The sequence below is a fragment of the Kribbella sp. genome (assembly GCF_035687465.1).
In the GTDB taxonomy this organism is placed as follows: domain Bacteria; phylum Actinomycetota; class Actinomycetes; order Propionibacteriales; family Kribbellaceae; genus Kribbella.
Window position 1 is genome coordinate 1 of sequence record NZ_DASRXP010000572.1, and the last position, 12,814, is coordinate 12,814.

10 protein-coding genes are annotated in these 12,814 nt (G+C 67.1%); 5 read left to right on the top strand and 5 right to left on the bottom strand.

Going from position 1 to position 12,814, the window contains the following annotated elements:
• The 4 genes from VFG33_RS30335 to VFG33_RS30350 form a co-directional block, all read right to left on the bottom strand.
• A partial coding sequence (locus tag VFG33_RS30335; RefSeq protein WP_325056412.1) for an alpha-galactosidase occupies positions 1 to 1,580 on the bottom strand: 1,580 nt, incomplete at its 3' end.
• Positions 1,577 to 2,401, bottom strand: a complete 825-nt coding sequence (locus VFG33_RS30340) for a carbohydrate ABC transporter permease (protein ID WP_325056413.1) — start codon at positions 2,399 to 2,401, stop codon at positions 1,577 to 1,579. The genes VFG33_RS30335 and VFG33_RS30340, both read right to left, overlap by 4 nt.
• Positions 2,398 to 3,270: a carbohydrate ABC transporter permease gene (locus tag VFG33_RS30345; RefSeq protein WP_325056414.1), complete on the bottom strand. Its 873-nt coding sequence runs from the start codon at positions 3,268 to 3,270 to the stop codon at positions 2,398 to 2,400. Before VFG33_RS30345 ends, VFG33_RS30340 begins: the two co-directional genes overlap by 4 nt.
• A 39-nt stretch (positions 3,271 to 3,309) precedes the next feature.
• The gene (locus VFG33_RS30350; protein WP_325056415.1) at positions 3,310 to 4,602 is read right to left on the bottom strand and encodes an ABC transporter substrate-binding protein; all 1,293 of its coding nucleotides are present in this window, start codon (positions 4,600 to 4,602) and stop codon (positions 3,310 to 3,312) included.
• 73 nt (positions 4,603 to 4,675) lie between these two features.
• On the opposite strand from VFG33_RS30350, the gene VFG33_RS30355 reads away from it, so the two are divergent.
• Together VFG33_RS30355 and VFG33_RS30360 are read left to right on the top strand one after the other, a co-directional pair.
• Positions 4,676 to 5,884, top strand: coding sequence for an ROK family protein (locus VFG33_RS30355; protein WP_325056416.1), 1,209 nt, complete (start codon positions 4,676 to 4,678; stop codon positions 5,882 to 5,884).
• Positions 5,885 to 5,990: 106 nt separating this feature from the next.
• The gene (locus tag VFG33_RS30360; protein ID WP_325056417.1) at positions 5,991 to 8,918 is read left to right on the top strand and encodes a CBM35 domain-containing protein; all 2,928 of its coding nucleotides are present in this window, start codon (positions 5,991 to 5,993) and stop codon (positions 8,916 to 8,918) included.
• A 60-nt stretch (positions 8,919 to 8,978) separates the two neighbouring features.
• Here VFG33_RS30360 and VFG33_RS30365 read toward each other — a convergent pair whose 3' ends face one another.
• On the bottom strand, positions 8,979 to 9,176 hold the full coding sequence (locus tag VFG33_RS30365; protein ID WP_325056418.1) for a hypothetical protein: 198 nt from the start codon (positions 9,174 to 9,176) through the stop codon (positions 8,979 to 8,981).
• Positions 9,177 to 9,364: 188 nt separating this feature from the next.
• Here VFG33_RS30365 and VFG33_RS30370 point away from each other — a divergent pair, with 188 nt between their 5' ends.
• The 3 genes from VFG33_RS30370 to VFG33_RS30380 are packed head-to-tail and all read left to right on the top strand — an operon-like array spanning position 9,365 to position 12,601.
• On the top strand, positions 9,365 to 10,558 hold the full coding sequence (locus tag VFG33_RS30370; protein WP_325056419.1) for a mandelate racemase/muconate lactonizing enzyme family protein: 1,194 nt from the start codon (positions 9,365 to 9,367) through the stop codon (positions 10,556 to 10,558).
• The gene (locus VFG33_RS30375; RefSeq protein WP_325056420.1) at positions 10,558 to 11,568 is read left to right on the top strand and encodes a zinc-dependent alcohol dehydrogenase; all 1,011 of its coding nucleotides are present in this window, start codon (positions 10,558 to 10,560) and stop codon (positions 11,566 to 11,568) included. The genes VFG33_RS30370 and VFG33_RS30375 overlap by 1 nt, the downstream gene beginning before the upstream one ends.
• Positions 11,569 to 11,617: 49 nt before the next feature.
• Entirely contained in the window at positions 11,618 to 12,601 is a 984-nt protein-coding gene (locus VFG33_RS30380) for a phosphotransferase enzyme family protein (RefSeq protein ID WP_325056421.1), read from the top strand.
• Positions 12,602 to 12,814: the final 213 nt, after the last annotated feature.

Here is a 12,814-nt window from a genome sequence, read left to right on the forward strand (position 1 = left end):
GAGGTCCAGAACTGGTCCGTTCTGGCCATCATGCCGAGGTCGACCCGGCCACCCCCGCCGGAGCACGCCTCGAAGGCGACGCCGGGATGCTTCTCCCGCAGAGCGTCGAGTACGGCGTACACCCCCGTGACGTGATCGAACCAGAGCCGGCCCTGTCGCTCCGGCTCGGCCGGCCAGCCGGTGTCGGCGAACGGCCTGTTCATGTCCCATTTCACGAACTGGATGTCGTGCGCGGACAGCAGCGCGTCCAGCTCGCCGAGCATCCAGTCGGCCACATCCGGCCGGGCCAGGTTGAGGACGAACTGATTCCGCATCAGCGCCGGCGTCCGGCCCTCGAAGTGGTACACCCAGTCCGGGTGGGCGCGGTACAGGTCGGAGTCCGGATTGACCATCTCTGGTTCGATCCACAGCCCGAATCCCATGCCCAGCTCGTGCACGTCGGCGATCAGCGGTTGCAGCCCACCGGGGAACCGGTCCGGGTTCACCCACCAGTCCCCGAGCCCCGCCTGGTCGCTCGACCGTCGGCCGAACCAGCCGTCGTCGAGCACGAACAGCTCGCACCCGAGCTCAGCAGCCTGCCGGGCCAGCGCGCGCTGCCCTGATTCACTGACCTCGAAGCCGGTCGCCTCCCAGGAGTTGAAGAGCACCGGACGAACCTCATCAGCCCGCGGCAGCACCTCGCGAAGGGCATAGCGGTGCCAGGCCCGACTCGCCGCGCCGAAGCCACCCGCGGAGTACAGGCCCGAACTGACGGGCGTCTCGAGCTGCTCGCCCGGCTCCAGCCGCCGCGGCCCGAAGTCCTCATGCCCCCAGCCGAACAAAACCTGGGCGGGTTCTTCGAGGTCGCGCTGGGCGAGTAGCCGCCACGACCCGCTCCAGTGCAGTGCCGCGCTGTAGACGTCGCCGTGCTCCTCGGTCGCCGTGCCGTCGTCGACCGCGAACCACGGGTTCGCGTGGTGACTCGTGATGCCCCGACGGCTCTCCAGCGTCAACCGGCTGTCGGTCAGCTCTGTTCGGTGCAGCAGGGTCTCGGCAGCCCATCGACCGGTGAGATGCGAGAACCGATGCCGGGACTGCTCCGGCATCACCCACGCGGCCGAGTCGAGCCGATGGACGTCGAACGCCTCCTCGAACGACTCGTTCCGCAGCGTCACCCACCGGTCGATGACGTCACTGGCGTCGTACACCCGGTAGTGCAGACCGACACCCACAGCTCGATCCCGTACTGCGAACACCAGCTCCACGTGGTGCTCGTCGTGCACGTGGTGCCGGACAAACTGCCATTCCGTACTGCGGATCCGTCCCGGAAACTCCAACGAGAGCGCGGAGCGGCCGAACTGCAGTCTGCCGTCGATCGGGTACTCCTCATGCCCGTTCGACGCCGACCGGAAGCTCGTCCACTCGGCGGCCAGCCGTTGCGTCGTAAGTGTGGCCAGGTGGGTCGCGTCCGCGAAGGTGATCCGCGGACCCCAATAGGTGTGGATTGGAATGTCGTCGCCCACGGCCACGTACGCGGAGTACGAGGTGGTCGGGGTGTCGAGCAGCAGGACTCCGGCTTCGAACCGGATCCCGGCGCTCACTTGACCGATCCCGCGGTCAGACCGGCCACGAACTGCTTCTGCAGGGCCACGAAGAACAGCAGCACCGGCAGCGAAGCCAGGAAGGAGAACGCGTACAGGGTGCCGAAGTTGGTGGAGTACTCGCCCACTGAGCGGTAGACCCCGACGGTGACTGTCGTACCGGCCTCCGGGCCGAGGATGATCAGCGGGGTCAGGAAGTCGTTCCAGACCCAGACGCCGAGGAAGATCATCACGCTGGCCGCGGCCGGCCGCATGATCGGGAACACCACCTGCCAGAACAGGCGGAACCGACTCGCGCCGTCGATGCTGGCCGCTTCCTCGATCTCCACCGGGACGGTCCCGACGAACCCGGAGAAGACGAAAACGCCGAACGGAAGGTAGTAGGCGACGTTGCTCGCCACCACCCCGACCACCGAATTCATCAGACCGGCCGCACCGAGCACCTGGGTGACCGGCTGCAGGATCACGGCAGGCGGGATCATCAGGCCGGCGAGCAGCACCAGCATCGCGGGCTTGGTCCACAGAGCGTGGGACCGGACCAGGTAGTGGGCGAGCATCGCCGACAGGAGGGTCAGCAGCACGACCGACAGCACGGTGATCTGGACGCTGTTCAGCAGGGCCGACCAGAACAGCCCGTCGGATCGTCCCAGCACCGCGCCCAGGTTCTCACCGGTCGGCTGCAGCGGCAGCCCGAGCGGCGACGACTGGATCTTGTCGGCCGGCTTGAGCATTCCCATCACCACGATGTAGATCGGGAAGAAGAACACCGCGGCCAGGGCGATCGCGGCAATCGGCCGGAGCACCTCGAGACGACTTCTCACAGGTTGACCTCCCGCCGCTGCAGCAGCCGCAGCACGACGGCGCTGAGCAGCACGATGATGCCGAGCATGATGGTGGCCTCAGCGGCGGCGAACCCGATCCGGTCGCCCCGGACGCCCTTCTCGATCACGTCGAACGCGATCGACGCCGTGGTGTTGCGGCCCGGCCCACCGTTGGTCAGCACCAGGATGTGCTCGTACACCTTGAAGCCGCTGATCAGCAGCATCACCGTGTTGATCGTCACCGACGACGCGATCATCGGCCAGGTGATCGACCCGAACCGCCGCCACCAGCCGGCCCCGTCCACGATCGCCGCCTCATACAGCTCCTGCGGTACCGCGTTCAGGCCCGCCAGGTACACCACGACGCAGAAGCCGAGCAACTGCCAGCACAGGATCCCGCTGATGGAGAAGAGCGCGATGCCGGGATCGGACAACCAGCGCGGCGCGTCCGTCACCCCTGCATCGACCAGTACTGCGTTCAGCACGCCATCCGGGCGCAACACGCTCTGCCAGATGACGCTGACCACGATGCCGCTCAGGATCACCGGCGTGAAGAAGACCGCGCGCAGCAACCGGTAGAGCCGCGTCTCGCGGTTCAGCAGCAGCGCCAGCGCGAGGCCGACGACATTCGGCACCACCACCACGATCGCCGTCACCACGAAGGTGTTCTTCAGGACCAGCCAGAACTGGTCGTCCTCGAGCAGCCGCTGGAACTGCTGCAACCCGACCCAGTTGGTCTCCGCGGCGAACCGGTTCCGATCGGTGAACCCGAGGACCACGGTCCACACGATCGGCACCAGCACCAGCACGCCGTACAGGAACAGACCGGGCAGGGCGAACCCGGAGAACTCGCGGACACGCCGCAACATCACAGACCTCTCTCTAGCCAATTCCGACAGCAGAACCGCCTACTTGAGGCCCGCGTACTCCTTGTCCAACTTCGACACGACAGCCTGCGCATCGGACTTGCCGTTCAGCAGTTCGACCGCGATCTGCTGGATCGGCACGGTGAGGTCGGCCGGCAGACCGTTGTCGCCCTGCTCGATCGACAGGGCCGGTGTCACCGTTCCGTCCTTGACCGCCTGGTTGTACAGGGCAAGCGTCTCCTTGAAGAGCGGACCCATGTCGGCCGGCGGTTGGTACCCGGCGATCGTGTTGAACGTCCCGTCGGCCTTGGTGAAGGCGTCCGAGGTCTCCTTGTCCTTGGTCCACTCGAGGGCGAACTTCTTGGCCAGATCGACGTTCTCGGCCTTCGCGCTGACGCTCAGCCCGCCGCCGGTGAGGTTCGGCACGACGGCCTTGCCGTCGTCGGACGGCCAGGCGAACACGCCCACGTCGAACTTCGGCTTGTCGTTGTCGGCCGAGGAGGCGAACCAGGAACCCATCGGGTACATGGCGGCCGAGCCGGCCCGGAAAGCCTTCTCGTGGTCGGCATACGAGCGGCTCGTGCCCTGCTTGTCCAGGTAGCCGAGCTTGGCCAGCTGCGCCACCTTGTCGGCGGCCTTGACGAACTGCGGGTCCGCGAACGTCTTCGAGCCGTCGGCGATCTCCTGGGAGAACTTGGGATCGGTCAGGTAGACATCAGTTCCGACCGTGCCGACCCAGGTGTACATGCTGGCGAAGGTGTCCTGCCCACCACCGCCGACCGCGATCGGCGTGATGCCGGCCGCCTTCAGCTTCGCGCAGACGGCGAGGAAGTCGGTCCAGGTCTTCGGTGCCGCGGTGATACCGGCCTTCGCGAAGTCAGCTTTGTTGTAGTAGAGCAACGACTGCGGCTGCGCGTTGGTGGGCAGCTGGTAGATCTTGCCGTTGATCGCACCGGACTCCGGGCTGGCGAAGTCCTTCAGCTCGTCCTGGCTGAAGTCGGCCAGCTGACCGCCCTCGGCGAAGCCCTGCGGATTCACCGCCATCATGATGTCCGGCAGCTGCCCCGAGCTCGCCAACTGCTTCGCGTACGTCGTCCGGTCCACGTTCGGCGTGACCAGCTTCTTGATGGTCACCCCTGGCACCTTCTGCGAGACCCGGGCGATCGCCGAATCCCACAGCGAAGCCGGCAGGTTGGGCGTCTCGAACGTCAGCATCGTCAGCTCGACCGGACCACCGGCCGAACTGCTGTCCGACTTGCCGCCGCTGGTACAGCCGGCGAGCGCTACCGTCAGGAGCGTCGCTGCGGCGACCGCTCCTCTCCACCGTGGTGCCATGAGCTTCCCTCAGTTGTAATATGCAGGCTAGTTAGCCTTATTGCCATTCGCGAGCATAAGGACGATTCATCGGATGAGTCAAGACAGAGATGCCGGGGCGCGGCTGGGCGACTCGTCGCTGCTGCGCAAGCTCAACCTGGCCGCCGCGCTCGGCGCCTTCCTGAAGGCGCCGTCGCTGACGTTGCGGGAACTGCGCGCCGTGATCGGGGTGTCCCGCCCGACCGCCGAGGACCTGCTCGCCGAACTACTCACCGAGGGCCGGGTCGAGGAGACCACTCCGCCACGCCAGCCGTCCTCCGGCCGGGGCGCCGGGCGGCCGGCGCGGTACTTCAGGTTCCGCGCGGAGTCCGGTTACGTGAGCGGCCTCGACATCGGCGCCCACAAGACGCTCGCCGTCGTCACCGACCTGCGCGGCAACACCCTGGCCACCAGCCGCCGCGAGCTCGACCCGGAGCTCGACGCGGCAGGCCGCCTCAGCGCTGCCGTCGAGACCGCCCGGGCGTGCTGGGTCGAGGCGCAACTAGCGCCGTCCGACATCACCGGCGTCGCCTGTGGAGTGACCGGGACACTGCGCGCGGCCGAGGGCGTGCACGACGTGGGCCACGGTCCGGTGGGATCCGGCCTGGCGCCGTACTCACTGCCTGGATTCACTGAGGTGGACGTCCCCGGCGCGCTCTCCGAAGGGCTGGGACGACCTGTTGCCGTGGCAAACGACGTCAAGCTCGCCGCGTTGGCCGAACACTGGAAGGGCGCGGCGCAGAATCACCGGGACATCGTCTACATGTTCGCGGGACATCGCGCGGGCGCCGGCGTCCTGATCGACGGACAGGTTCACCAGGGCCGGCACGGCGCGGCCGGCGAGATCGGCGCCCTGCCGATGCTCGGCTGGGAAGCCGCGGTCGAGCGGCTGCACGCCCGCGGCGCCGAACTGGCCCGGTCAGCGGGCACCGCCGCCGGTCGTGAAGGCGAAATGGTGATCACCTCCGCCGCGCGGCAGGACCCGGAGAGCCTGGCGGTGCTGATCGAGTTCGCGGAGGTGCTGGCCCGTGGCGCCGCCGTGCTGGCCCTGGCTGTCGACCCCGAGATGGTCGTGCTCGGCGGCGGAATGTCGCGCGGCGGCCCGATCCTCGCGGAGCCGTTCCGGCGCGAACTGGCGAAGTTCACCCTGGTGCCGCTCGAGGTGGTCACCTCCACCATGGGCGCCGACTCGGTCGCGCTCGGCGCCGCCCGGCTCGCGCTGGACACGGTGTTCGCCGAGCTCCTCGCCGTACCGGGGAGTTGAGGTCCAGGTCTTGACCTGGACCTGGTTCCGTTGGAATCATCGGATCTCTGAATAGGCAATCTTTTTGCCATTATTCCTCCCGCCACTCTCGAGGAGTGAAGAACCGATGGTCTTCCGACTTGCCGGGCGCCGGCGCGGCCTCACCGCCGTCGCCCTGGTCCTGGCCGTGTTCGCGGCACTGCTCAGTGCCACCCCCGCCCGGGCGGAGGTGGAGAACCCGCGCCAGCAGTGGATGCGCGACTCCACCGCCGGCCTCTTCCTGCACTGGGGCATGTTCACCGCCCCGCGTCACACCGACTGCGCCGCCTGGGAGCACGACGTCACCGCCGGCGGCTGGAACGCCGACTACTGGGTCGACGAGGCCCAGAAGTTGCACGCCTCCTACATCGTCCTGGCCACCTTCCACAGCCGCCTCGGTTACGCGCGGCCGTGGCCGTCGAGCATCCCTGGTAGCTGTTCGACCCAGCGCGACTTCCTCGGCGAACTGGTTGCCGCCGGCAAAGCCAAGGGCGTCCACGTGCTGCTCTACATGACCGATGACCCGCAGTGGCACAACGAAGTACCCGGGGTCGAGACGCTCGACTCGGCCGCGTACTCGGCGTACAAGGGTCAGCAGGTCGACCTGACCACCCGGGACGGTTTCGGGATGTACAGCTACGACCTGTTCCACGAGGTGATGGACAACTATCCCGACCTGTCCGGCTTCTGGATCGACAATGACAACGCCTATTGGGAACAGCACGGGCTGTACGAACAGATCCGGGCGCAGAGGCCCTCGTGGTTGCTGAGCAACAACAACGAGGACACCCCGATCATGGACACGGTCAGCAACGAGCAGAAGACAGGGATCACGCCCGCCTACGACTACCCACAGGCCACCTTCACGCCGATGCCGCGACTGACGGAGGCCGACTACAAGCTGCCCACCGTCGGCCAGTGGTGGTACGACGGCAACGACAGCGCGGTCGACTTCGGCCTCAGCGTCGGCCGGTACGTCGCCAACGCGGGCTCGTCGATCAAGTCGTTGATGGCCGAGACCGCGATGGTGAACGGCAAGTTCCCGCCACAGCAGGAGAAGTTCAACAACTTCATGGCGGAGTGGTTGCCCCCTGTCTGGTCCTCGCTGGACCGGAAGCTCGGCGGCGGCTACATGTACGGCGGCATGCAACCGGGATTCTGGAACGACGGTGCGCACGGCGTCGTGACGTTGGATCCGGGCGCGGCCACGCAGTACGTGCACGTCCTGACCAAACCGAAGTCGCAGGACTACATCCGGCTCCGGGACAACGGCTACCGCGTCACCGAGGTGACGGACGTCCGGACCGGCAAGCGGCTTCGCTTCAACCAGTCCGGCGGCTATCTCACCATCCTCGGCATCACCGCCTGGGACACCTATGACACCGCGTTCAAGGTCAGCACCGCCGGGCAGCAAGGTCTCTACCCGCAGTCGATCCTGAAGGCGACGGCGAGTTCGTCGAAGGTCGGCAACCCTGCTTCCAACCTGGTCGACGGGAGCTACCCGAGCTACTGGGACAGCAATGGCCAGCAGCCGGTCTCGATGACGCTTGACCTGGGCAAGCCACGCGTGGCGACGTACCTGGCGGTCAACCAGACCGAGTGGTCGCCAACCCACGCGCGGGAGTCCTTCGGAAGGCCCGAGGACTCGGCCCGGATCAAGGACTACAAGGTCTATGTCAGCAAGGATGGCGTGCACTGGGGCGACCCGGTGCGGACGAGCGCTATGCCCAGCGCGCGCGGTACGCAGTTCATTGACATCGGCAACCAGGTCGCCCGCTACCTCAAACTCGAGGTGCTCAACACCTGGAGCGGACCGCAGGCACCGCCGTTCTACAAGCAACTCCGGATCGACGAGATCAAGGTCGGCTACGGCTACCCGCTCGCCCTGCAGAACCTGGTGAACCCGGTGCCACTGGAAGCCGAAGCACTGAAGAACGTCCGGCGTGGGTCGGCACGGATCGACCTGTGCGCCGCCTGCTCGGGTACCGCGCAGGTCTCCGGACTCGGCAAGGGGAGCCGCAACTCGGTGACCTACCGCGACGTCAAGGTCGATGCTGCCGGCAACTACCGTCTCCAGCTGGACGCGACCACGTCGGCGGCGGCGTCGTTCGCAGTACGGGTGAATGGTGCCGCGCCGGTGACTGCGCGGGTGGATGCCGGGAACCCGGACGTCCCGAGTAGTTCGGCGATCGCCGTACCGCTGAAGGCCGGATCCAACACGATCGAGGTTTCCAGCAATGATGCGAAGGGTCCGGCGCTGGACCGGATCGCCGTTGGCCCGTTGCCGCCGGCGTCGTACGTGCCGAAGACGACCATGACGGTGAGCCCGTCGGGCGTCGTCTGGGTCGGATCGGGGCAACAGTCGATCGACCTCTCGGCTGAGCTACGGCTGGACGAAGGATCGGTCGACGACGTCACGATGCAACCCGTCGTACCGGCCGGCTGGACCCTCACCGGTTCGGCGACGAAGGCCACCGGGCTGAGGCTCGGCCAGACGATCAAGGGCTCCTGGACCGTCACGAGCCCGGCGGGCGGGCAGACCGCACCCGCGCAGGTGCCGGTCGAGGTCACGTTCCAGACCGTCGGGCAACCACACACGGTCCGCAAGGTCGTACCGATCCAGGTCCGGCCGGCTGACCGGGTGTTCATGCGCGAGGCCGAGAGCTCGTCGAACCAGCTCGGTTCGGCCGGGATCACGAACTGCACACCATGCTCCGGTGGGCAGAAGGTGCGGAACGTGGGTGGTGACGCGGACGCCGCCGTCACCTTCGGCAACGTCACCGTGCCCCAGGCGGGCCAGTACACCCTGTACCTCGATTACACCGTGAACGGCGACCGCTCGTTCTTCATCACGGTCAACGGCGCGCCCCCACTCGAAGCAAAAGTCAGCGGCATCGGCAACAACACCCCCGCCACCGTCTCGCTCCCCATAACCCTGCAGGCAGGCGCCAACACGATCAAGGTCCACAACGACGCAGACTCAGCCCCAGACCTCGACCGAATCTCCATCGGCTGAACCGGTCTGATCTGAACTGTTCGAGCTGTGTCGGCTGAGAGATCTGGCCGGCACAGCTCGTTAAGGATCAGCCGCTCGGGACTGATCCTGTTGCGCGCGTTGTCCCAGCGGGTCATTGGTGATGTCGAGGCCGGGGAAGCGGCGGCGCATGGCTGCCTCGTAGCGGTTGGCGTAGGCGGGCTCGCCTATGTAGTCGCCGATCAGGTACTGCCCGAACCACACCCGGACGCGCCGCCGTGGCGGCGAAGCGGCAGTCATCGCCTGACCACCGCGGTCCTGCCTGTTTTCACACCGACGACGCTACAAAGCCCAGTGGTCGAGAGTGTTACCCCCAGTTACGAACCGAAGTCGTTGCACGGTTCGATCAGCGCGGAACAGGAGACTACAGAGGCTGATGCCACGATGATCCAAACAACGTATGAATCGGGAGCAGGTGCGAACCCTTCGTGAGAGTCACCGCGGTGGAGACGATCCGGCCGGAGATCCAGCCCAATCTGCTGTTCCTGCAGTTGCACACGGACGACGGCCGGGTCGGGCTCGGTGAAGCGTTCATCGGCGCCCGGACGGTGGAGGCTTACATCCACGAGTCGGCGGCGGACTTGCTGCTGCAGACCGAGGACCCGATGCCGGAGGCAATGGCTTCCGCCCTGCGTCCGTACACCGGTTTCCAAGGCGCAGGAGCGGAGGTCCGCGGCAACGCGGCCGTCGACCTCGCGCTCTGGGACCTCGTCGGGCAACAGGCCGGACTGCCACTGGCCGAGCTGTTCGGCGGTCGGGTGCATGACTCGCTGCCGATCTACAACACCTGCGCGGGTCCCGGCTATATCGGTTCCAGCACGCGCCAGCGTTCGGACAACTGGGGAGTCCCGGCCTCCTCAGGTGGGCAGGACTGGGAGGACCTCCAGGCGTTCATGACGCGGCCCGCCGCTCTGGCCCGGGAGTTGCTCGACGAAGGCGTGCGCGGAATGAAGATCTGGCCGTTCGACCAGGCCGCCGAGCTCACCGGTGGGACCACCATCGGCAACGACGCCCTGACGGCCGGTCTCACCATCATCGAGGCGATCCGCAGCGAGGTCGGGTTCGAGATGGACCTGATGATCGAGCTCCATGGTTTGTGGAGTCGCCGGGCCGCGACGACGATCATCCACGCAGTCGCGCCGTACCGGCCCTTCTGGGTGGAGGATCCGATGCGTCCGGACGCGATCGACGCCCTGCGGAAACTTGCGAACGACGTGGACGTTCCGATCGCGATCGGGGAGACCCTGGTCGGGCGGCGAGGCTTCGCTCCCCTGCTGCAAGGTGGGGTGGTCGATGTGGCGACGGTCGACGTGCAGTGGACCGGTGGCCTGACGGAGGCACGCAAGGTTGCATCGATGGCGGACGCGTACGGCGTGCCGATTGCTCCCCACGACTGCACGGGTCCGGCGTCGCTGGCTGCCTGCGTTCATCTTGCGCAGTCGTCGCCGAACGGGTTCCTGCAGGAGACCGTTCGTGCGTTCCTTCGCACCTGGTACGACGAACTGGTCGAAGGGCTGCCGCAGATCGTCGATGGAAGGATCACGGCATCGGCCGACGCGGGACACGGCGTACGGCTTCGGCCTGGGCTCGAGCAGGTGGAGCGGCGGGTGAGCACGCTGTGATGTCCGCTGTTCGTTGGTACGGTCCGCGCGATCTTCGGGTCGAGGCCGTGGCGACGCCCCGACCCTCCGCCGGCGAGGTGCTGGTCCGGGTCGAACGAGTCGGGCTCTGCGGAAGTGACCTGGAGGAATACCGGGAGGGGCCGGTCAGCATCCCGCCCGACGCGATCCCGTTGACCCTCGGCCATGAGGTTGTCGGCACCGTGGTCGCGTGCCCGGGTGAAGAGGTGGCGGTAGGAACTCGTGTCATCCCTGACGTGGTGGTGGGATGCCGCCATTGCTGGTGGTGCGACCGGAACCAGGAAGGGTTGTGCCCGGATCTCCCGGTCCGTGGACAACAGCAGGACGGCGGCCTCGCAGAATACATGCTGGCCGATGCACGAACCACAGTCGTCGTGCCACCAGCGGTGGAGCTGGATGTCGCCGCGTTTGCGGAGCCGTGCGCAGTCGCCGTACGGGCGTTGCGGAAGGCAGGTGATCTCACTGGCGCAGTGGTGTGTATCTATGGCGCGGGCACGGTCGGACTGTCGGTCGCTCAGGCTGCGTTGAGTTCCTCAGCTGCCGCGGTAGTCGCCGTTGATCCAGTGGCATCGCGTCGCCGACTCGCCTCGGACTTCGGCGCGATCGCCTGCAGCCCGGACGAGGCAGTGACGGTCATCCGCGACCTCACCGACGGCCGTGGTGCCGATGTCGTACTGGAATGCGCCGGCGTCCCGCAGGCCCCGGCCGCGGTCGAGCTCAGCCGGCGAGGCGCGACGATCGTCCTGGTCGGCTTCCGGGCAGATCGTCTGGTGCTTCCCTGGCTGGACGTCGTCCTGGGCGAACGCCACCTGATCGGCAGCGCGGCCCACCTCTGGGACGAAGACGTCACCGCCGCGGTCGCCATGCTTGCCCGAGGCACCTTCAATCCTCGCCCTCTGCACACAACGACCATGCCCCTCACCGAAACCCCAGCCGCCTTCCAGCACCTGGACCAGGACCCGACCGTCCTCAAGATCCTCATCCGCCCGTGATCCGGTAAATTCTTGGCGGCGATCGAGGCGTCGGCGCTACGCTGCGCGGATGCCCGAGCTGGTGTCGAAGCGCGCACAGGTCGCACGCATTCGCCGCACAGCCGTCCGGGCGCTTGCGGACTACCCGGTCGACGAACCACGCCTGTCGTTCATCGCGCACGGCGAGAACACCACGTTTCGGGTCGACTCCGGCGACGCCCGCTTCCTGCTGCGCGTCCATCGGCCGAACCGGCACGGCCGTGGAGTCGATTCGCGCGCCGCAGTCGGATCGGAGCTTGCCTGGCTGACCGCCTTGCAGGCAGACACGGAGCTGAGCGTGCCGACGCCGATCCGGACCCGCAGCGGACAGTGGACCACCGTCGCCGACGGCCGGGTCTGCTCGGTCCTCGGCTGGCAGAACGGACGAATGCAGGCGGCCAATCCGCGACCCGTGCACTTCCGGCGATTGGGTGGCATCCTCGCCCGTCTGCACGATCACGCTTCGGCGTGGTCTCCGCCATCCGGGTTCGTCCGCATGCGGTGGGACTGGGAGACCTTCTTCGGCGACACCATGGAGTACGGCGGCGTGCCCGCAGCCGGATGCTGGGACCTGCTGCCGGCACCGGTGCGCGAGCAATTCGACGAGGTCGCGCGCCGGATGCGTACTGTCATGGCAGATCTCGGAACGAACCCGGACGCCTTCGGCCTGATCCATGCCGACTTGCACCTGGAGAACGCGCTGTTCGACGGCGATGCGGTGCGGCTGATCGACTTCGACGACTGCGGATTCGGCTACTGGCTCTACGACCTCGCGGTACCGCTGTGGGACAACCGTTTCCGGGCCGACTACACCGCATTCCGTGCGGCACTTCTCGAGGGCTATGGTGAACGCCGCGAGCTGCCCGATCTCACTCACCTGGACGACTTCATCGCCACTCGAGACGTCGCCTTCGGCCTGTGGTTCGCCGGGACGGCTCAGGTCAATCCGGCCTTCGCGGCCGACCTCGACAGGGTGATGGACTACATCCGACGGTCGCTCGACCGAGTGCTGTGAACAGCTGGACACACCTGACGGAAGGGCGGTCAGCGGTCCGTCCGTCCTCATGATCCTCCTTCGTCCGTGATCCGGTGGGTTCCGCGGTGGTCGACGCGGAACTCGAATCCGTGAGGGCTGGTCCAAAGCAGCGCGCCGTCGCTGGTACGCCGGACCCGCCACCCGGCATGCGTCTTCAACCTGTGGCTGAATCGCCGCAGGGGTATCACGTTG

Coding starts and splice junctions, on each gene's coding strand:
- VFG33_RS30375 (WP_325056420.1), top strand. CDS start 10,558: ATGTCCGCTGTTCGTTGGTACGGTCCGCGCGATCTTCGGGTCGAGGCC.
- VFG33_RS30350 (WP_325056415.1), bottom strand. CDS start 4,602: ATGGCACCACGGTGGAGAGGAGCGGTCGCCGCAGCGACGCTCCTGACG.
- VFG33_RS30360 (WP_325056417.1), top strand. CDS start 5,991: ATGGTCTTCCGACTTGCCGGGCGCCGGCGCGGCCTCACCGCCGTCGCC.
- VFG33_RS30345 (WP_325056414.1), bottom strand. CDS start 3,270: ATGTTGCGGCGTGTCCGCGAGTTCTCCGGGTTCGCCCTGCCCGGTCTG.
- VFG33_RS30365 (WP_325056418.1), bottom strand. CDS start 9,176: ATGACTGCCGCTTCGCCGCCACGGCGGCGCGTCCGGGTGTGGTTCGGG.
- VFG33_RS30380 (WP_325056421.1), top strand. CDS start 11,618: ATGCCCGAGCTGGTGTCGAAGCGCGCACAGGTCGCACGCATTCGCCGC.
- VFG33_RS30355 (WP_325056416.1), top strand. CDS start 4,676: ATGAGTCAAGACAGAGATGCCGGGGCGCGGCTGGGCGACTCGTCGCTG.